This is a genomic window from Sphingomonas glacialis (assembly GCF_006439055.1).
GTDB classification, from domain to species: domain Bacteria; phylum Pseudomonadota; class Alphaproteobacteria; order Sphingomonadales; family Sphingomonadaceae; genus Sphingomonas; species Sphingomonas glacialis_A.
In genome coordinates this window covers 194,104-212,406 of sequence record NZ_RCZC01000009.1, presented here as the reverse complement: position 1 = coordinate 212,406, position 18,303 = coordinate 194,104, and the positions used below count along the sequence as shown (strand labels likewise).

Here is an 18,303-nt window from a genome sequence, read left to right as displayed (position 1 = left end):
CGGGGCGACGAGGCGGGTGGCGTCCAGCATGATCAGAGCGAGAAGCCCTCGCCGAGATACAGCCGCCGCACGTTCGCATCCGCCACCAGTTCGGCGGGCGAGCCGGTGAACAGCACGCGGCCGTCATAGATGATGTACGCGCGGTCGACGATCTCGAGCGTCTCGCGCACGTTGTGATCGGTGATCAGCACGCCGATCCCGCGATTCTTGAGCTCGCAGATCAGATCGCGAATGTCGGCGATCGACAGCGGATCGATGCCCGCGAAGGGCTCGTCGAGCAGCATGATCGACGGATCGGCGGCGAGGGCGCGCGCGATCTCGGCGCGGCGGCGCTCGCCGCCCGACAGTGCCATCGATGGGGAATCGCGCAGGCGCGTGAGGCCGAACTCGTCGAGCAGCGTATCGAGCCGGAGCGCGCGCTGCGCCTTGTCGGGCACGGCGAGCTCGAGCACGCTGAGGATGTTCTGCTCGACCGTCATCCCGCGGAAGATCGAGGTCTCCTGCGGCAGATAGCCGAGCCCCAGGATCGCGCGCCGGTACATCGGCAGGCCGGTGATGTCGTTGCCGTCGAGCATGATGCGGCCCGAATCGGGCTTCACCAGCCCCATCACCGAATAGAAGCACGTCGTCTTGCCGGCGCCGTTGGGCCCGAGCAGCCCGACCACTTCGCCCTTGGCGACCGACACCGACACATCGGTCAGCACGCTGCGCTTGTCATAGGATTTGGCGATCGACACGACCGACAGACCGTCATTGACCGGCAGCTCGGCGATCGGCGGCGCGGTGTCGAGGGTCATAGTGTCGCTCATCGGGGCGTGCTCGCAGTTTAGAGTTACCGAAGGGTTAACCGAACGGCATCTGGCAGGCTTCGTGCATGCCTATACGCCGATCGCGACATCCGCGAAAGACGCGGGCGCCGAAGAGCCCCGCTTTCGCGTCAGTTACGCTTGGGGACCGAGAAGGTCCCGCTGACGCGACCGCCGCTGCTCGTCGTGGTGCCGGCCTTGCCGCCGCCGACCGACGAGCCGTCGATCACCGCGCGACCGGTGTCGAGGTTGATCGTGAGGCGCCCGCCATTGACGGTGTTGCCCGCCTGGATCAGCGTCACCGCGCCGAGCATCGTCACGACGCGCTTGTTGAGATCATAGACCGCGAAATTGCTGCGCGCGGTCTGGTCGGGCCGCGTCACGACGACATTGCCCGCAGCATCGAGGCGCGAGACCTGCGGGCTGCCATCGACGACCTGCCCGGTATAGGCGACCGTCATCCGCGCCGAATTGAGCGTCATCTCGGCCTGCTTCACCACGACGTTGCCCGACAGCAGGGCGCGATTGGCCTTGTCCTGCAATTCGATATGATCGGCCCCGAAATTGATCGGCGCGGCCGAATTGTGCGCCGTCTGCGCGCTCGCGATGCCCGCCCCTGACAGAGCGAGCGAAACGGCGAGAAAGGCGGGAAGGCGCTGCATCGGGACTATCTCTTCTTTCGCGGGATGATCTGCAAGTGCGCATTGCCATCGAGCCGCACGATATGATTGACCAGATCGGCGTTGAGCTGGTTGCCGCTGAACGTGCCCTGCGGCACCGACCCGGTCACCGCGCCGCCGCTCTTCATCGTCCGGGTCTTGAGATCGACCGTCGAATCCTGCGTGATCAGCCGATAGCCGCCGCTGCCGTTCACCCGCACCGGGCCGTCGATCGTCACCTGCTGCTTGTCCATGTCGTAATGGCCATGCTCGCCGACGATGTTGGCGGGGCCGTCCTTGAGCCCGATCTGCGCGGTGAGTTGCTCGAGCTTGACGATCGGTTCGGCCGAACTCTTCTGCACCGCCGACCCGGCGGTCAGCGCGAAGGGCTGGCCCTTGTCGTCCTCGCCCTTGTAGCTGGCAGACTGAACGCGCAGCCGCTCCTTGGCGACGTCGACCTTCTTCTTGTCGAGCAGGAAGCTGACGTCTCCGCCCGAATAGAGCGGCAACACCACCACGAACGCGGCGAGCACGCCGATCAGGATCGGCAGCACTACGCGCAGCGTGCCGATGACGCGGTCATGGCTGCTGCCGGGCGCAGCCCAGATCTTGCGCGAGTCGCGGATTGCGCGCGCGTCAGACATCGGGCTGCTCCCCGCCGCGGCTGGCATCACATGTGCGCAAAGATGTCGACTTCCGGCCAGCCGGCGATGTCGAGCTCGGCGCGCCACGGCAGGAACTGGAAGCACGCCTGCGCCAGTTCGGTGCGGCCCTCGCGGGCGAGGCGACGATCGAGCTCTTCGCGCATCGCGTGCAGATAGCGCACGTCGGACGCGGCATAATCCTTCTGCGCCTCGCTCAGCACCGGACCGCCCCAATCGGATGATTGCTGCGCCTTGGAGATATCCTGGCCGAGCAATTCGCGCACCAGCTCCTTGAGGCCATGGCGGTCGGTATAGGTGCGCACCAGCTTCGACGCGATCTTGGTGCAATAGACCGGCGCCGCGGTCACTTCGAGATAATGGCTGATCGCCGCGAGATCGAACCGCCCGAAGTGGAACAGCTTGACGCGCGACGGGTCCGACAAGAGCGCGCGCAAATTGGGCGCGGCGTAATCGCTGTCGGGCGCGAAGCGCACGAGATGCTCGTCGGGGCCACCGTCGGACAGCTGCACCAGGCACAGCCGGTCGCGCGGCGTGATCAGCCCCATCGTTTCGGTATCGACCGCGATGTCGGCGCCGGGCGCGAACAGGTCGGCGGGAATGTCTTCTTCATAAAGATGTACAGTCATCGCCCGGCCCTAGCGGCGATTCGGGGCGCGCTCAATGGCGCCGTTATGCGGGCGGCGCTCATGCCGTGAGGTGCTGGTAGAGAATCATGCTGCCGATCGCGATCAGCGCGACCCCGCCGAGCATTTCGGCATAGCGGCCGAGATACGGTCCGGCATGCTTGCCGATCAGCACGCCGGCGGTCGCGACGACCGTCGTCACGCCGCCGATGATGAGGCAGGCGAGCAGGATATTGACGTGCAGGAACGCCAGGCTGACGCCGACCGCGGTCGCATCGATGCTGGTGGCGAGCGCGGTGAGCACCAGGCGGCCGATCCCGCCCTTCGCTGCCGGCGCTTCGTCCGCCGTCGCGTCCGAATGCTTGAAGGCTTGCCACAGCATGTTGAGCCCGACCCCGCCGAGCAGCCCGAAGGCGACCCAATGATCGACCTTTGCGATCCAGCTGGCGAGCGCGAGCCCGACCGCCCAGCCGATCGCCGGCGTCACCGCCTCGAACGCGCCGAACACCACGCCGACGCGCAGCGCGTCGCGGAAGCGGTTCGATTGGCCATCGGCACCCTTGCCGACAGCCGCCGCAAACGCATCGACCGAGAGGCTGAGCCCGAGCCCGCCAAGAGTTATAATACCCGTCATGTGAAACTATCCCGAGGCCGCGACCGAAACGACCGGATCCACCGCTGGCCCGAAATGCGGTGTCCTGTCGTTGGTCTGGCCGGGCTGGCACATCGTGCCGCTGCCATCGCCACGAACCGACCTCAACGGCGATTCGACTATGTTGACGAAGGCCCCGCTCGAAGCGGGTGGCTACTCCCCAAAAGAGGCTTGCTCCCTAGGGGTCGCGGCCGTGGCGGTCAATGCGCGGAGCGCCGCCGCGCCGCGATGTTGAGCGCCTCGACCACGCCCGAGAACGCCATCGCGGCATAGATATAGCCCTTGGGGACGTGGACGCCGAAGCCATCGGCGATCAGCACCGCGCCGATCATCAGCAGGAAGCCCAAAGCGAGCATCACCACGCTCGGATTGGCGGCGATGAAATTGGCGAGCGGCGTCGCGGCGAGCAGCATCACCCCGACCGCGACGATCACCGCGACGATCATCACCGGCAGATCGTCGGTCATCCCGATCGCGGTGAGGATCGAATCGATCGAGAACACCATGTCGAGCGCGAGGATCTGGACGATCGCCATCCCGAACGACAATGCCGCGCCGGTCTTGCCGCTCGTCTCTTCGGTCGCCGCGTCGCGGTCGATCGTATGGTGGATCTCGGTGGTCGCCTTCCACAGCAGGAACACGCCGCCTGCGATCAGGATCAGGTCGCGTACCGAAAACGCGGTTTCGAACGATGGCGCGCCGCGCGCATCGAGTGCGCCGGTCAGGCCGAGATCGAACACCGGCTGCACCAGCCCGGCAATCCAGGCGATGATCGACAGCAGCCCGAGTCGCAGCACCAGCGCCAGCCCGATGCCGACTCGGCGGACCTTCTCGCGCTGCTCGGGCGGCAATTTGTTCGAAAGCAGCGAAATGAAAACGAGATTGTCGATGCCGAGCACAATCTCCATCACGATCAGCGTGGCCAAAGCGGCCCAAGCGGCGGGATCGGCGAGCAGAGCGGGGATCGACATGCCCGAGTCTGTGCCGTGCTTGCCACATCCGCGCAAGAAGCGTGTGATTCGTGCCGTATTTTGGACGAATTCATTCGCAGCCTCTGCCAATTTGCGTTACACGATTCGATGGCACGATTGGTTTGGTGCCGAAACCCTGCGTCTTTCGTCCGACGCAACGGTTGCGATATCGATGTCGGACGAACCGGGAAGACGAACAGGGCATGAGTTTCGATAAAGGACGCCGCGGCGATCGTGGCGGGCGCGGGCGCGACAAGCGCGACGGTTTCGGCGATAGCGGCGGCTTCGACGGCGGCTTCGGCGGCGGTGGCGATCGTTTCGGCGGCGGCGGTGATCGCTTCGGTGGCGGTGGCGATCGCTTCGGCGGTGGCGGCGGCGATCGCTTCGGCGGCGGCGGCGGCGGCGGTGGTTTCCGCAGCGGCGGTGGCGGCGGCTTCGGCGGTGGTGGCGCAGGCGGCGGTGGCCGTGGCATGCCCCCGCAGGTTGTCGGTGAAGGCACTGGCGTCGTAAAATTCTTCAACGGCCAGAAGGGCTTCGGCTTCGTCGTTCGCGACGATGGCGGCGAGGACGTGTTCGTGCACATCTCGGCCGTCGAGCAGGCCGGCCTGACCGGTCTCGCAGAGGGCCAGCCGCTCGGCTTCACCCTCGTCGATCGTGGCGGCCGCATCTCGGCGACCGACCTCAAGATCGACGGCGAGCCGATGGCCGTCACCGACCGCGGTCCGCCGCGCGAGCGTGACGCTGCTCCGGGTGGCCCGCGTGGCGCCGCTCCTGGTGGTGCGCCGCAGCGTCAGCTGACCGGCGAGAAGGCAACCGGCACAGTCAAGTTCTTCAACGCGATGAAGGGCTTCGGCTTCATTCAGCGCGACGATGGCCAGCCCGATGCTTTCGTGCACATCTCGGCTGTCGAGCGTGGCGGCATGACCTCGCTCAACGAGGGCGACCGTCTCGAGTTCGAGTTGGAAGTCGATCGTCGCGGCAAGATGGCTGCTGTGAATCTGACGTCGATCGCCTAACCGCTTTCGTCTGATGCAAACGAGATAGACCCGGTGGGCCTTTAGGCCTGCCGGGTTTTTCTTTGTGTGCGGCACGGGGTGTGTGCCGTACTTTCGTAAGCTTCCCGGCGAAGGCCGGGGCCCAGTCGCGCTGCCAGGCGTTAGCTGGGTGTGACCTTTCACCTACCCACCCACGCCTGGGCCCCGGCCTTCGCCGGGGAACGGAAAAAGAAGGACTTCAGATGCGCTTAGCCCTTGCCGCGATCGCCCTCACCCTCGCCGGCCCCGCGCTCGCCGCGCCCGGCCCGAAGGTCGCCGCCGCGAGCTTCGCGCAGCTCAAGACCCCGTTGCCGCTGCCGTATAACGAGACCGCCGACGCGAAGGCACAGGTCGCCGCAGCGCGCGCCCGCGCCAAGGCGCAGCACAAGCTGCTGCTGATCGACCTTGGCGGGAACTGGTGCCTCGACTGCCGCCTGCTTGCAGGCACGATGGAATTGCCGGGCCTGCGCGAATTCCTCGCCAGGAAGTACGAGATCGTCACGGTCGATGTCGGCCGCTTCGACAAGAATCTCGATGTGGCGGCGAAATACGGCCTCAAGGACCATTTCGGCGGCGGCGTGCCGAGCGTGCTGATCGTCGATCCCAAGACCGACGCGCTCAAGAACCCCGGCCGCACCGCCGCGCTCGCCGATGCACGCTCGCTCAGCCCGCAGGCGCTGTCGGACTGGCTGGCGAGCTGGGTGGGATGAACATCTGACCGCTCCTCCTCCCGTCACCCCCGCGAAAGCGGGGGTCCCGCTTCTTCTGCTCGCCGCGGGCCAGACAGCGGGATCCCCGTTTTCGCTGGGATGACGGCGGAGAGCCCCGGTCAGCCTCGCGCAAACCGATCGGTCGCACGGATCAACTGGTCGAGGATGCCGGGCTCGCTATAGGCGTGCCCTGCCCCCTCAATCAGGTGAAAATCGGCTTCGGGCCAGGCCTTGTGCAACGCATAGGCATAGCGCGCGGGGCACGGCATGTCGTAGCGGCCGTGGACGATCGTCCCCGGAATCCCCGCCAGCCGCCCGGCATCGCGCAACAACTGCCCGTCCTCCAGCCAGGCATCGTCCGCGAAGAAGTGGTTCTCGATCCGCGCGAAGGCCAGCGCGAAATGCCCGTCCTGGAACGCGGCGCTCATCGCCGGGTCGGGCAGCAGCGTGATCGTCTCGCCCTCCCAGATCGTCCACGCCTTGGCGGCCTCGAGCTTGGCCGGCTCGTCGTCGCCGGTCAGCAGACGGCGATAGGCCTGGATCATGTCGCCGCGCTCTGCCGGCGGGATCGGTGCGACGAATCCCGCCCATTTGTCGGGGAACATCTCCGACACGCCGAACTGATAATACCAGGCGAGCTCGGCCGGCGTCGCGGTGTAGACGCCGCGGAGGATTAGCGCGCTGACGCGGATCGGATGCGTTTCGGTATAGGCCAATGCGAGCGTCGAACCCCAAGACCCGCCGAACACCAGCCAGCGCTCGACCCCGACCACCGCGCGTAACCGCTCGATATCATCGACCAGATGCCAGGTCGTGTTCGCCTCGAGCGAAGCGTGCGGCGTCGAACGCCCGCAGCCGCGCTGGTCGAACAGCAGCACGTCGTAGCGCGCCGGATCGAACAGTCGGCGATGGCTCGGCGAAATGCCGCCACCGGGGCCGCCATGGAGGAACACAGCGGGGGTCGCGCCGGGCGTGCCGCAACGCTCGTAATAGAGCGTGTGGCCGTCGCCGACGTCGAGCATGCCGGTCTCGTAAGGGTCGATTTCGGGGTACAGCGTGCGGAGTTCGGTCATGCGCGCAACCCTAGGCCGCACCACGCGCGCTGTCACCGCCGGGTCAGGTGATCAGCCGCTCGAGCGCCGCCACCGTATCGGCTTCCGCCGCAGGCTTGTCGGTACGGATGCGCGATATGCGCGGAAAACGCATCGCGACGCCCGATTTGTGGCGCTTGGACTGGTGGATCGAATCGAACGCGATTTCGAGCACGAGCGTCTTCTCGACCTCGCGCACCGGGCCGAACCGCCCGGTGGTATGGTTGCGGACGAACTGGTCGAGCCGCTTGAGCTCCTCGTCGGTGATCCCCGAATAGGCCTTCCCGACGGGCAACAAGGTGCCGTCCTCGGTCCAGCAGCCGAAGGTGTAATCGCTGTAGAAGGACGAGCGGCGCCCCGACCCGCGCTGCGCGTACATCATCACGCAATCGGCGGTGAGCGGGTCGCGCTTCCATTTGTACCACAGCCCGGTCTTGCGCCCGCCGACATACGGCGAATCGCGGCGCTTGAGCATCACGCCCTCGATCGCCGCGTCGCGCGCGCCGGCGCGGATGCCTTCGAGCGCGGTGAAGTCCTCGGCGGCGATTACGGTGCTGAGATCGAACCGATCCGGATCGAGCCGCGTGGCGAACGCCTCGAGCCGGACGCGGCGCTGCTCCCACGACAGCACGCGCAGATCCTCGTCGCCATCGAAGAGGATGTCGTAGAGCCGCACGAACGCCGGTGCCTCGGCGAGCATCTTGGCCGAGACGATCTTGCGCCCCAACCGCTGCTGCAACGCGTTGAAGCTGGCCGCGCCACCTTCCTCGGTCGCCGAGCCTTGCGCGTCGCCTTTGACCATCAGTTCGCCGTCGAGCACGCCGGGGGTGGTGAAATCGCGCGCGACTTCGGGGAAGCTCGCGGTGACGTCGTCGCCAGTGCGGCTGTAGAGCCGCGTCGTGCCAGCGACATGGACGATCTGGACGCGGATGCCGTCCCATTTCCACTCGGCGGCATAATCCTTGAGATCGACGCGCAGCTCCTCGAGCGGATGCGCGAGCATGAACGGGCGAAACACTGGCACGTCGGCCGCAGTCGGCTGGGCGCCGCGCCCCTCGGCCCAGTCGAACAGTGCCGTGTAAGGCGGCGCGATGCCGTGCCACACTTCCTCGACAGCCTCGACATCGAGATCGAAGCCGTTCGCAAGCGCGGTCTTGGCGAGCCGCGACGACACACCGATGCGCAGCGCCCCGGTCGCCATCTTGAGCAGCGCGAAACGCTCGTCCGAATCGAGCCGGTCGAGCATTCCTGCCAGCGCCGCCGGCGCATCCGAGCGCGACAAAGACGAGAGACGATCGACCGCCTGTGCGATGCTCAGCGGTTCGGGGTCGGGTGCGATCGGCGGGGTCGGCCACAGCAAGGCGACGGTCTCGGCGGTGTCGCCGACATAGTCGCGGCTCATGCGGAACAGCACGGGATCGACGCGCTGCTCGATCAGCGTGCGGATCAGCGCCGGCTTGACGCCGGGCAGGTCGAGTTCGCCGGTCAGCGCCGCCATCGCCCAGCCGCGATCGGGATCGGGCGTGACACGCAGATAATCGGTGATCAGCTTGAGCTTCGCATTGCGCGAGCGGGTGTAGATCAGCCGGTCGAGAAGGTCGGCGAAAGCGCGCATCGTCCCTCAACATGCGCGCGGCGCAGGGGTTCCGCAAGCGCCATCCCGGCCTTGCCCCGCGCGGCGCGCGATCCTAGGCTGGACGCCATACCCGATCCTCGAAAGGTCCTGTCATGCGTGAAGCTGCGATCGTCTCCACCGCCCGTACCCCGATCGGCAAGGCCTATCGCGGCGCGTTCAACGCGACCGAGGCGCCGGTGCTCGCGGCGCATGTGATGAACGCCGCGGTCGCGCGTGCGGGCATCGACCCCGCGCGAATCGACGAAATCTTCTGGGGGGTCGGCAATCAATGGGGCAGTCAGGGCGGCAATGCCGGGCGGATGGCGACCTTCGCCGCCGGCCTGCCCGAAACGGTGCCGGCCTTCACGCTCGACCGCAAATGCGGCTCGGGGCTTACCGCGATCGCGCTCGCCGCGCGGTCGATCCTCTGCGACGAGATCGACGTCGCGCTGGCCGGCGGGATGGAGTCGGTGAGCCTCACGGTGACCAAGGACGCGCCGCGCTTCGTCAACGAATCGGTGATCGCGCAGCAACCCGCCGCCTATATCCCGATGATCGAAACCGCCGAGATCGTTGCCGAGCGCTATGGCATCAGCCGCGAATTGCAGGACGCCTATGCCGCGATGAGCCAGCAACGCGCGGTGCGCGGGCTCGAAACGGGCGCATTCGTCGAGGAAATTGCGCCGATCACGGTCGAGAAGGCGCTGTTCGACAAGAGCGGCGCGCGTACCGGCAGCGAGACGGTCACGCTGTCGCAGGACGAGGGCATTCGCGCGGGCACGACCGCCGAAGCACTTGCCGGCCTCAAGACCGTCTGGCCGGGCGGCGATTTCTCGGGCCCCGGCGCGAACGTCACCGCGGGCAATGCCAGCCAATTGTCCGACGGCGCCTCGGCGCAGATCGTGATGGATCATGCCACCGCCAAGGCCGAGGGGCGCGACGTGCTCGGCCTCTATCGCGGCTTCCAGGCGGCGGGGTGCGCGCCCGACGAGATGGGGATCGGCCCGGTCTTCGCGATCCCCAAGCTGCTCGCGCGCGCCGGCCTGACGGTCGACGATATCGGGCTATGGGAATTGAACGAGGCGTTCGCGTCGCAATGTCTCTATTGCCGCGACACGCTCGGGATCGATCCCGAGCGCTATAATGTGAATGGCGGGGCGATCGCGATCGGACATCCCTTCGGCATGACCGGCAGCCGCCTCGTCGGGCACGCATTGATCGAAGGCCGCAAGCGCGGCGTGCGCTGGGTGGTGGTGTCAATGTGCACCGCGGGCGGAATGGGTGCGGCTGGGCTGTTCGAAATCGTCTAGGGGCGCTAGGGGCGCTTCGAACACGGCCGCTTTTCAATTCCTTGGGAAGATTAAGGCGGCACAGCGAGGTGGCATCGAAGACAATGTTACAGTTTTTCGCACGCCCTTATCTGTTTGATGTATGTTAGAATGGCTCGGATTGCGGAACAGCCCCTTGCGTGACCCGTTCTGAAGATATGTCCAACACCGCACGCTATGAGGTTATTCTGGTTCCTTCGGAAATGTCTTTGACGTCTTCCGAATGGACTTGGCGCCGGTTCGAGAGCGACTCGGATGTCTCGGCGCAGGGGTCGCGCCATCCGACGTTGCCCGCCTGCTTCGCCGAGGTCCGCGACCATGCCAAGCAGTTCGGCCCGGGCACGGTCGCGGTCAATCTGCGCGGCGACGACGCCCCGCCCGCGCCCACGGCGGAAGCGCTCGTGCCGAACCGGGAGGGCGCGCGTTCGAACCGGCTCGCTCCGAAGGCGCTGCTTCGGAGACGATCGGCACTCCGCGGTTAATCGGCGAAGAGCAATACCGGGGTTTCGAGATAGCGCTTGAGCGCCTGGACGAAGCTCGCCGCATCCCAGCCATCGACGACGCGGTGATCGCAGCTGATCGACAGGTTCATCAGCTTCGCGCGGACGATCTCGTCGCCGACGAAGACCGGGCGTTCCACGATCTTGTTGGGCCCGATGATCGCGACTTCGGGGCGATTGATGACCGGCGTCGTTGCGATCCCGCCGAGCGGGCCGAGCGAGGTCACGGTCAGCGTGCCGCCGCCCATTTCCTGCGGGGTGAGCTTGTTGGCGCGCGCGGCTTCGGCGAGGCGCAGGATTTCGCTGGCGAGCTGCCAGACGTTGCGGTCCTGCGCGTCGCGGATGACGGGGACGGTGAGGCCCGCATCGGTCTGCGTCGCCATGCCGAGATGGACCGCGCCGTGGCGCGTTACCACGCCCGCCTCATCGTCATAGCGCGCGTTGATCATCGGGAAGGCGGGGATCGTCTTGCAGATCGCGGCGATCAGCAGCGGGAGCATTGTCAGCTTGGGGCGGTTGCCGCGGGCGCCGTTGAGATCGGCGCGCATCGCTTCGAGCGCGGTGACGTCGATCTCGTCGACATAGGTGAAGTGCGGGATCGCGCGCTTCGACGCGGCCATGTTTTCGGCGATGCGGCGGCGCATGCCGATGACCTTGATGGCTTCGTCGGGACGGGCGTTGCTGGCGTGGGGGGCGTGATAGCCCTGGCCCTGGCCGTAGCGGAGGAAGGCGTCGAGATCGCTGTGGCGGACGCGGTCGGACTCGGTCTTTACCTGGGCGAGGTCGATCCCGAGATCGGCCGCACGGGCGCGGACCGCGGGGGATGCGAGCGCCTTTTCAGCCCCCCTCCCGCTTGCGGGAGGGGTTGGGGGAGGGGACGCAGCCACGGGCGGAGCGCTGGCGGGGGCGTCCTGCCCTCCCCCAGCCCCTCCCGCAAGCGGGAGGGGAGTCGGTTGCTCCTCGCTTGAGACCACCTCCTCGACGCCGGGGTTTTCCGCTTCATATTGCTGCGCGACCTCGACCTGCTCGGCCGAAGCGGGCGCCGCCTTCAGCTCCGCCGGCGTATCATCACGCAAAGCCAGCGCTTCCTCAGCCCCGAATTCCGCCGCATCGGTCTCGATTACCACCAGCGCCGCGCCGATCGACACCTGGTCGCCGACCTCGCCCGCGAGCTCGACCACCACGCCCGACACCGGCGACTCCATCTCGACCGTCGCCTTGTCGGTCATCATGTCGGCGACCTGCTGGTCTTCCTCGATCCGGTCCCCGACCGCGACGTGCCATGCCACGATCTCGGCTTCGGAAATGCCTTCGCCAATGTCGGGCAGCTTGAACGTAAAACGCGCCATTATGCGTCCTTCATGATCTTCTTGAGCGCCTCGCCGATGCGGACGGGGCCCGGGAAATAGGCCCATTCGAGGCTGTGCGGGTACGGCGTGTCGAAGCCCGTCACGCGTTCGATCGGGGCTTCGAGATGGTAGAAGCAGCGCTCCTGCACCAGCGCCGACAGTTCGGCGCCGAAGCCGCTCGTGCGCGTCGCTTCGTGGACGATCATGCAGCGCCCGGTCTTCTTGACCGACGCCTCGATCGTCTCGATGTCGAGCGGCACGAGCGTGCGCAGGTCGATCACCTCGGCATCGACGCCCGCCTCTTCCATCACCGCGAGCGCGACATGCACCATCGTGCCGTAGACGAGTACCGTCAGCGCCTCGCCGGGCCGCACGACCTTCGCCTTGCCGAGCTCGATCTTGTAATAGCCGGTCGGCACCTCGCCCGCGGGATGCTGCGACCAGTTCTGCGTCGGCTTGTCCCAATGGCCGTCGAACGGGCCGTTGTAGATGCGCTTGGGCTCGAAGAAGATCGTCGGATCATTGTCCTCGATCGCGGCGATCAGCAGGCCCTTGGCGTCGTACGGGGTCGAGGGGATCACCGTCTTGACGCCCGAGATGTGCGTGAAGATGCCCTCGGGGCTCTGGCTGTGCGTCTGCCCGCCGAAGATGCCGCCGCCGAAGGGCGAGCGCACCGTGATCGGCGCGGTGAACTCCCCCGCCGAGCGATAGCGCAGCCGCGCCGCCTCGGACACGAGCTGGTCGAGCGCGGGGTAGATGTAATCGGCGAACTGGATTTCGGGCACCGGGCGCAGGCCGTACGCGCCCATGCCGACCGCGACGCCGATGATGCCGCATTCGCTGATCGGCGTGTCGAACACGCGGGTCTTGCCGTATTTGGACTGGAGTCCCGCGGTCGCGCGGAAGACGCCGCCGAAATAGCCGACATCCTCGCCCATCACGATCACGTCGGGGTCGCGGCCCATCATCACGTCCATGGCGGAGTTGATCGCCTGGATCATGTTCATGCGGGTGGAGGGTTCGGATTCTGGATCTGACATGGGTTCGCTCAATGTCCCTCTCCCTGTGGGAGAGGGAGGGAGCCGCGAAGCGGCGGAAGGGTGAGGACAGAGTGAAGGCACAAGCTGCCCTCGCCCTCCCACTCGGCTGCGCCGAGCGGGCCCCTCCCTCTCCCGATGGGAGAGGGGATTTTCACTTGCGCGCCCATGGACGGCCGCTCGCGGTTTCCTCGGCGATCATCTGCGCCTGCTGCTCGCGCAAATGCCACGGCATTTCCTCGAACACGCCGTCGAACAGCGTATCTAGCGGCTGATGCAGCCCATGGCCGAGCACGCCGTTGGTTTCGGCCTGCTTCTGCGCGGCCTTGACCTGCTCGGCGAGCTCCTTGTCCTGCGCGGCATGGCGCTCGTCGTCCCATTCGCCGAGCGCGACGAGATGGTCCTTGAGGCGCTTGATCGGATCGCCGAGCGGCCAGGCGGTCGGCTCGCCCGCCGAGCGATACTGGCCCGGATCGTCGGAGGTCGAATGACCTTCGGCGCGATAGGTGAAATGCTCGATCAGCGTCGGCCCCTGGTTGGTCCGCGCGCGCTCGGCTGCCCACAAGGTCGCGGCATAGACAGCGAGCGCATCGTTACCGTCGACGCGCAGGCCGGCAATGCCATAGCCGACCGCGCGCGCCGCGAAGGTCGTCGATTCGGCGCCGGCGAAGCCCGAGAAGCTCGAGATCGCCCACTGATTGTTGACGACGTTGAAGATCACCGGCGCGCGGTAGACGCTGGCGAAGGTGCAGGCCGAGTGGAAATCGCCCTCGGCGGTCGATCCGTCGCCGCACCATGTCGCCGCGATCCGCGTGTCGCCCTTGGCCGCACTCGCCATCGCCCAGCCGACGGCCTGCGGATATTGCGTGGTGAGGTTGCCCGAGATCGAGAAGAAGCCGGCCTCTTTCACCGAATACATGATCGGCAGCTGCTTGCCCTGTAGCCGGTCGGCGGTGTTCGAATAGATCTGGTTCATCATGTCGACCATCGACCAGCCGCGCGCGATCAGCAGGCCCTGCTGGCGGTACGACGGGAAGCACATGTCTTCATAATCGAGCGCATGCGCGGCGGCGACCGAGACCGCCTCCTCGCCGGTGCACTTCATGTAGAAGCTCGTCTTGCCCTGGCGCTGCGCACGGAACATGCGCTCGTCGAACGCGCGCACCAGCGCCATGCTGCGCAGCATCGCGCGCAGCGTATCGGGCGACAGCCGCGGATTCCACGGGCCGACCGCCTGGCCTTCGTCGTCGAGCACGCGGACCAGATCGAACGCCAGATCGATGAAGCTGTCGGCCGCATCGGCGGGATCGGGGCGGCGCGCTTGCCCGGCGGGCGGGATCGGCACCTGCGTGAAATCGACCGCATCGCCCGGCCGGAACTTGGGTTCGGGGACGTAGAGCGACAGCGGCGCAAGATTGGGCTTCAGATGATCGGGGACTCGGTCGGTCGCCATATACTCTCCACAACGGCATGCCCGGCACGTGACCGACAGGCGGATTCGCTTCTTTTTTCCTTGTTATAAAATTTCAACGGACTTGGCGAGGGGGCGTTTCGCACCGAATGCGACGACCTGCCGTACGAGGATGACGGACCAGCTTGACTCAGCAGCGGCAAAGAGAACAAAATAGGAACGATGCTTCATGTGAGTCGTGCCCGTGTCCTGTCCTGCCATCATCGCCGAGCTTCGCGAAAGCCTCAAGAAGGTGGAAAGCGACGGGCTGCGCCGTCGACCGGTGCTGCCGTTCGGGATCGCGCCGATCGACGAGCGGCTCGCGCCGGGAGGATTGCGGCTCGATTCGCTCCACGAGATTTCCGCGGCGAGCCCTGCCCCGTCGGACGATGCCGCAGCGACCTTGTTCATGGCGGGGATCGCCGCGCGCGCTTGGGGGCCGGTGCTGTGGGTGGTGCGGCGGCGCGATCTGTTCGCGCCGGGGCTCTACCAGGCGGGGCTCGCGCCGGGGCGGCTGATCTATGCAGAGGCGGCCGACGATGCCGAACTGCTCGCGCTGATGGAGGAGGGCCTGCGGCATCGCGGGCTCGGCGCGGTGGTCGGCGAGGTCAAGCGCGCGGCAATGCCCAATACGCGGCGGCTGCAGCTCGCGGCCGAGGGCGGGAAGACGATCGCGCTGCTGATGAAGCGGCATGCGCGCGCGGCAAACGACAAGGGTGGCGGCAATCCGCTCGCGGTGCCGTCGGCGGCGATGACGCGCTGGCGGATCGCGTCGGCGCCATCGGGGCCGCTGCCGGTCGGCGATGCGGGCGTCGGGCGGGCGCGCTGGCAGGTGGAGCTGGTCCGCCAACGCGGCGGCGAATCCGCCGAATGGATAATGGAGGCATGCGATGAAACGGGTCGCCTCGCTCTACCTGCCCGACTGGTCGATCGAACGGCTGGCGCAGGCCGAGCGCTCAGCCGCGCCGCTTGAGGGCGCCGCGGTAGATCCGCAGGATCTCGCCGAGATCGCAGCGCGCGAGCAGGCGGTGGCGTGCTCGGTGCCGCGCGGTGGCGGCTGGCGGCCGGGTGCGCGCTGGGCGCGGACCGGGGAACTCGACGCGAACGCGCGCCATCGCAGCGCCGGACGCGTGAGCGAGGCTGCGCCGCATCCGTTCAAGGCGATGCCGCCGGATGAGGGGCGGACGCCGCTGCGGGATGCGCGGGCTGCCGTTTCTGACTCCCCTCCCTGGAAGGGAGGGGCTGGGGGTGGGTCGGCCCGTGGAGAGGTCGGCGCCCGCCCTAGGCCGACCCACCCCCTACCCCTCCCTTCCAGGGAGGGGAGGAAAGTAGCAGCGTATGTCCCTTCTCCCCCCCTCCGTCACCCCGGCCCTGTGCCGGGGTCCACGCCTCCGCTCGGGCGGCAGAGTGCGGTGACGGGCGGCCAACGAAACAAGGCGGGGGTGACGAAAGACAGTGTGGCAGAACCCGCCCCCCTGCACCGCATCACCTCGCTCCAATCCGGCAACCAGATCGTCATCGCCGCCGCCTGCCCCGCTGCGCGCGCGCTCGGGCTCGCGCCCGGCATGGCGGTGACGCAGGCGCGCGCGCTGGTGCCCGAGCTCGACATCCGCCCGGCCGATCCCGCGGGCGACCGCGCCGCGCTGCTGCGGCTCGCGACGCTCGCCGCGCGGCGCTGGTGCCCGGTGGTGATGCTGTCTGGCGAGGACGGTCTGTTCCTCGACATCAGCGGCACCGCGCATCTGTTCGGCGGCGAGGCACGGATGGCGCGGCGGATGGTGCGGATCCTCGCGCGGCTCGGCTTTACTGCGCGCGTCGCGGTGGCGGATACGCCGGGGGCGGCCTGGGCGCTGGCGCGGTTTGCGGTCTCGCCTGCACCAGCTCCCCGTCACCCCCGCGAACGCGGGGGCCCCGCTTCTTCCGCGGCGGTGGGAAAGAAGCGGGATCCCCGCGTTCGCGGGGATGACGGGGTTTTGATCTGCCCGCCCGCCGCGCAGATCGACGCGATGGCAGAGCTCCCCACCCGCGCGCTCCGCCTCGAACCGCGCGCGATCGAGCTGCTCAAGCGGCTCGGCATCGAGACGATCGGCCAGCTCGCCGCCCTCCCGCGCGCGCCGCTCGCGCGCCGCTTCGGCGGTGCGCTCGTCGCGCGGCTCGATCAGGCGAGCGGCCGCCTGCCCGAACCGCTCGACCCCGTCCCCGTGCCCGAACCGATCGCCGTGGTGCAGCGCTTCGCCGAACCGATCGCCACCGCCGAGGCGATCGAACATTGGCTCGGCCAGCTGATGCCGCGGCTCGTCACCGCGCTCGGCGCGGCTGGCCTGGGCGCGCGCGCGGTCGAGCTCGTCGCCGACCGGATCGACGGCGTGCCGCAGCGGCTGCGCATCGGCCTCGCCCGCCCGACGCGCGACGGCGCGCATCTGCTGCGCCTGACGCTCCGGCGGATCGAGGAGATCGCGCCGGGCTACGGCATCGATGCGCTCGCGCTCCACGTCCGCCGCGCCGATCCGCTCGGCGCCGAGGCGTTTGCCGAGACGCTCGAGGACCAGGCGCCCGATCTCGCGCCGCTGATCGACACGCTCGCCAACCGGATCGGAAGCCACGCGCTGTGGCGCACGATCCCGGTCGAGAGCGACGTACCCGAACGCTCGATCGCCGCCGCCCCCCCGCTCGACCCGCCCGAGCGCGCAGCGGCCAAACTCAAGCCCGACGATGTCCGCCAGCTCGATCGCTCGGTCGCGCTCCATCCGTGGGACCCGCGCTGGCCGCGGCCGGTGCGGCTGCTGCATCGCCCCGAACTGCTCGACCATGTGCTGGCGGAACTCCCCGACCAGCCGCCCAAGCGCTTCACCTGGCGCGGCATGGCCCACCGCGTCGTGCGCGCCGACGGGCCCGAGCGGATCCTCGGCGAATGGTGGAAGCGCGGGACCGAGCGCCACAGCGTGCGCGATTATTTCCAGGTCGAGGACGAGGCCGGCCACCGCTTCTGGCTGTTCCGCCGCGGCGACGGCGAGCGCGACGAGACGGGCGATCTCGCCTGGTTCATGCACGGATCGTTCGGATGAGCGGCCGATCAGCGCCGCGCGTCGATCGCCTTGACGTGGCCCGCCGCCGCATAGCGCAGGATCGCGGCATCGGATGTGACAAGCGGACACGCCAGCGCGCGCGCCGTCGCGATCATGATCCGGTCGCACGGGTCGCCGTGGATATCGCCCTGCAAGCTCCCGGCGTCGCGACCGATTGCGGCGGTGACCGGAACTTCGATCAGGTCCATTCTGGTCTCGACAGTGCGCATCCAGATGTCGAGCGGTTGCTCAAGCGTCAGACGCCCCTTGTCCAGCAGCATGGCCAGCTCCCACCCAACCATCGCCGACATGCGACGTTCGCTTGTCCGGGCGATCGTGTCTCTTGCCACTGTGCCCAGCCGGTCGATCCCAAACGCCAGCCAGACCAGAACTTGGGTATCGAGCAGGACCATCAGCGCACCGTGTCGCGCAGCTTTTCATCCCATTTCGCTTCCCATTTCGTTTCCCAATCCGGGTCGAGGGGCGCGTCGAGATCGCCAACGATCATGCCGCTTCCCCGCATCGCCCCGAAGATCGGTGGACGCGGTTCCGCTTCACCAGTCGCCACCGCCGACACCGTCGCGACCGGCTTGCCGCGCTTGGTGATGGTGATCGATTCGCCGCTCGCCTGGACCTCGTCGAGGATCGCCAGGCATTTGGCCTTGAATTCCGCCGCGCCGATCATCTTGGTCATCTGCGTCGCTCCCGCCGAACTGGTCACGTGTTATAGTCACTTCGCCGGATTCGG

The 18,303-nt window shown here is 67.6% G+C and carries 19 protein-coding genes; 6 read left to right on the top strand and 13 right to left on the bottom strand.

Annotated features, from left to right (window positions below; all coding sequences use genetic code 11):
• Window positions 1–32: 32 nt before the first annotated feature.
• From lptB to EAH76_RS21415, 6 genes are all read right to left on the bottom strand, one after another.
• Entirely contained in the window at window positions 33–809 is a 777-nt protein-coding gene (lptB, locus tag EAH76_RS21440) for an LPS export ABC transporter ATP-binding protein (protein ID WP_140852293.1), read from the bottom strand.
• Window positions 810–937: 128 nt separating this feature from the next.
• Window positions 938–1,468 (bottom strand): LptA/OstA family protein, encoded by a 531-nt coding sequence (locus tag EAH76_RS21435; RefSeq protein WP_140852292.1) that lies wholly within the window; start codon window positions 1,466–1,468, stop codon window positions 938–940.
• Between the two features lie 5 nt (window positions 1,469–1,473).
• Entirely contained in the window at window positions 1,474–2,109 is a 636-nt protein-coding gene (gene lptC / locus EAH76_RS21430) for an LPS export ABC transporter periplasmic protein LptC (protein WP_140852291.1), read from the bottom strand.
• A gap of 26 nt (window positions 2,110–2,135) precedes the next feature.
• A complete protein-coding gene (locus EAH76_RS21425) occupies window positions 2,136–2,756 on the bottom strand; it encodes a ribonuclease D (RefSeq protein ID WP_140852290.1) in 621 nt (206 codons plus the stop codon).
• A gap of 58 nt (window positions 2,757–2,814) precedes the next feature.
• Entirely contained in the window at window positions 2,815–3,387 is a 573-nt protein-coding gene (locus tag EAH76_RS21420; RefSeq protein ID WP_140852289.1) for a manganese efflux pump MntP, read from the bottom strand.
• 218 nt (window positions 3,388–3,605) lie between these two features.
• A complete protein-coding gene (locus tag EAH76_RS21415; protein WP_140852288.1) occupies window positions 3,606–4,376 on the bottom strand; it encodes a TerC family protein in 771 nt (256 codons plus the stop codon).
• A 203-nt stretch (window positions 4,377–4,579) separates the two neighbouring features.
• Here EAH76_RS21415 and EAH76_RS24750 point away from each other — a divergent pair, with 203 nt between their 5' ends.
• Window positions 4,580–5,392 carry a cold-shock protein gene (locus EAH76_RS24750; RefSeq protein ID WP_140852287.1) on the top strand — a complete coding sequence of 271 codons (813 nt, stop codon included), beginning with the start codon at window positions 4,580–4,582 and terminating at the stop codon, window positions 5,390–5,392.
• Between the two features lie 221 nt (window positions 5,393–5,613).
• Entirely contained in the window at window positions 5,614–6,120 is a 507-nt protein-coding gene (locus EAH76_RS21405) for a thioredoxin family protein (RefSeq protein WP_140852286.1), read from the top strand.
• Window positions 6,121–6,239: 119 nt separating this feature from the next.
• Here the strand turns inward: EAH76_RS21405 and pip are convergent, their stop codons facing one another.
• Both pip and EAH76_RS21395 read right to left on the bottom strand, forming a co-directional pair.
• Window positions 6,240–7,193: a prolyl aminopeptidase gene (gene pip, locus EAH76_RS21400; protein WP_140852285.1), complete on the bottom strand. Its 954-nt coding sequence runs from the start codon at window positions 7,191–7,193 to the stop codon at window positions 6,240–6,242.
• 43 nt (window positions 7,194–7,236) lie between these two features.
• Window positions 7,237–8,826: a cisplatin damage response ATP-dependent DNA ligase gene (locus EAH76_RS21395; RefSeq protein ID WP_140852284.1), complete on the bottom strand. Its 1,590-nt coding sequence runs from the start codon at window positions 8,824–8,826 to the stop codon at window positions 7,237–7,239.
• Window positions 8,827–8,939: 113 nt separating this feature from the next.
• On the opposite strand from EAH76_RS21395, the gene EAH76_RS21390 reads away from it, so the two are divergent.
• Both EAH76_RS21390 and EAH76_RS21385 read left to right on the top strand, forming a co-directional pair.
• Window positions 8,940–10,136: an acetyl-CoA C-acyltransferase gene (locus tag EAH76_RS21390; protein WP_140852283.1), complete on the top strand. Its 1,197-nt coding sequence runs from the start codon at window positions 8,940–8,942 to the stop codon at window positions 10,134–10,136.
• A 227-nt stretch (window positions 10,137–10,363) separates the two neighbouring features.
• On the top strand, window positions 10,364–10,636 hold the full coding sequence (locus tag EAH76_RS21385) for a hypothetical protein (protein ID WP_140852282.1): 273 nt from the start codon (window positions 10,364–10,366) through the stop codon (window positions 10,634–10,636).
• Here EAH76_RS21385 and EAH76_RS21380 read toward each other — a convergent pair.
• The 3 genes from EAH76_RS21380 to EAH76_RS21370 form a co-directional block, all read right to left on the bottom strand.
• Window positions 10,633–12,003, bottom strand: coding sequence for a dihydrolipoamide acetyltransferase family protein (locus tag EAH76_RS21380; RefSeq protein ID WP_140852281.1), 1,371 nt, complete (start codon window positions 12,001–12,003; stop codon window positions 10,633–10,635). The genes EAH76_RS21385 and EAH76_RS21380 overlap by 4 nt on opposite strands.
• Window positions 12,003–13,010, bottom strand: a complete 1,008-nt coding sequence (locus EAH76_RS21375) for an alpha-ketoacid dehydrogenase subunit beta (RefSeq protein WP_133192184.1) — start codon at window positions 13,008–13,010, stop codon at window positions 12,003–12,005. Before EAH76_RS21375 ends, EAH76_RS21380 begins: the two co-directional genes overlap by 1 nt.
• Before the next feature lie 184 nt (window positions 13,011–13,194).
• Window positions 13,195–14,493: a thiamine pyrophosphate-dependent enzyme gene (locus EAH76_RS21370; protein ID WP_140852280.1), complete on the bottom strand. Its 1,299-nt coding sequence runs from the start codon at window positions 14,491–14,493 to the stop codon at window positions 13,195–13,197.
• A gap of 250 nt (window positions 14,494–14,743) precedes the next feature.
• Between EAH76_RS21370 and EAH76_RS21365 the strand changes: the two genes are divergently transcribed.
• Window positions 14,744–15,463: an ImuA family protein gene (locus EAH76_RS21365; RefSeq protein ID WP_140852312.1), complete on the top strand. Its 720-nt coding sequence runs from the start codon at window positions 14,744–14,746 to the stop codon at window positions 15,461–15,463.
• Window positions 15,381–17,555: a Y-family DNA polymerase gene (locus EAH76_RS21355; protein WP_241659827.1), complete on the top strand. Its 2,175-nt coding sequence runs from the start codon at window positions 15,381–15,383 to the stop codon at window positions 17,553–17,555. The genes EAH76_RS21365 and EAH76_RS21355 overlap by 83 nt, the downstream gene beginning before the upstream one ends.
• An 8-nt stretch (window positions 17,556–17,563) precedes the next feature.
• Here the strand turns inward: EAH76_RS21355 and EAH76_RS21350 are convergent, their stop codons facing one another.
• Together EAH76_RS21350 and EAH76_RS21345 are read right to left on the bottom strand one after the other, a co-directional pair.
• Window positions 17,564–17,968, bottom strand: coding sequence for a type II toxin-antitoxin system VapC family toxin (locus EAH76_RS21350; protein WP_140852279.1), 405 nt, complete (start codon window positions 17,966–17,968; stop codon window positions 17,564–17,566).
• A complete protein-coding gene (locus EAH76_RS21345; RefSeq protein ID WP_140852278.1) occupies window positions 17,968–18,249 on the bottom strand; it encodes a type II toxin-antitoxin system Phd/YefM family antitoxin in 282 nt (93 codons plus the stop codon). Before EAH76_RS21345 ends, EAH76_RS21350 begins: the two co-directional genes overlap by 1 nt.
• Between the last annotated feature and the right edge of the window lie 54 nt (window positions 18,250–18,303).

Coding starts and splice junctions, on each gene's coding strand:
- lptB (WP_140852293.1), bottom strand. CDS start 809: ATGAGCGACACTATGACCCTCGACACCGCGCCGCCGATCGCCGAGCTG.
- EAH76_RS21435 (WP_140852292.1), bottom strand. CDS start 1,468: ATGCAGCGCCTTCCCGCCTTTCTCGCCGTTTCGCTCGCTCTGTCAGGG.
- lptC (WP_140852291.1), bottom strand. CDS start 2,109: ATGTCTGACGCGCGCGCAATCCGCGACTCGCGCAAGATCTGGGCTGCG.
- EAH76_RS21425 (WP_140852290.1), bottom strand. CDS start 2,756: ATGACTGTACATCTTTATGAAGAAGACATTCCCGCCGACCTGTTCGCG.
- EAH76_RS21420 (WP_140852289.1), bottom strand. CDS start 3,387: ATGACGGGTATTATAACTCTTGGCGGGCTCGGGCTCAGCCTCTCGGTC.
- EAH76_RS21415 (WP_140852288.1), bottom strand. CDS start 4,376: ATGTCGATCCCCGCTCTGCTCGCCGATCCCGCCGCTTGGGCCGCTTTG.
- EAH76_RS24750 (WP_140852287.1), top strand. CDS start 4,580: ATGAGTTTCGATAAAGGACGCCGCGGCGATCGTGGCGGGCGCGGGCGC.
- EAH76_RS21405 (WP_140852286.1), top strand. CDS start 5,614: ATGCGCTTAGCCCTTGCCGCGATCGCCCTCACCCTCGCCGGCCCCGCG.
- pip (WP_140852285.1), bottom strand. CDS start 7,193: ATGACCGAACTCCGCACGCTGTACCCCGAAATCGACCCTTACGAGACC.
- EAH76_RS21395 (WP_140852284.1), bottom strand. CDS start 8,826: ATGCGCGCTTTCGCCGACCTTCTCGACCGGCTGATCTACACCCGCTCG.
- EAH76_RS21390 (WP_140852283.1), top strand. CDS start 8,940: ATGCGTGAAGCTGCGATCGTCTCCACCGCCCGTACCCCGATCGGCAAG.
- EAH76_RS21380 (WP_140852281.1), bottom strand. CDS start 12,003: ATGGCGCGTTTTACGTTCAAGCTGCCCGACATTGGCGAAGGCATTTCC.
- EAH76_RS21375 (WP_133192184.1), bottom strand. CDS start 13,010: ATGAACATGATCCAGGCGATCAACTCCGCCATGGACGTGATGATGGGC.
- EAH76_RS21370 (WP_140852280.1), bottom strand. CDS start 14,493: ATGGCGACCGACCGAGTCCCCGATCATCTGAAGCCCAATCTTGCGCCG.
- EAH76_RS21355 (WP_241659827.1), top strand. CDS start 15,381: ATGAAACGGGTCGCCTCGCTCTACCTGCCCGACTGGTCGATCGAACGG.
- EAH76_RS21350 (WP_140852279.1), bottom strand. CDS start 17,968: ATGGTCCTGCTCGATACCCAAGTTCTGGTCTGGCTGGCGTTTGGGATC.
- EAH76_RS21345 (WP_140852278.1), bottom strand. CDS start 18,249: ATGACCAAGATGATCGGCGCGGCGGAATTCAAGGCCAAATGCCTGGCG.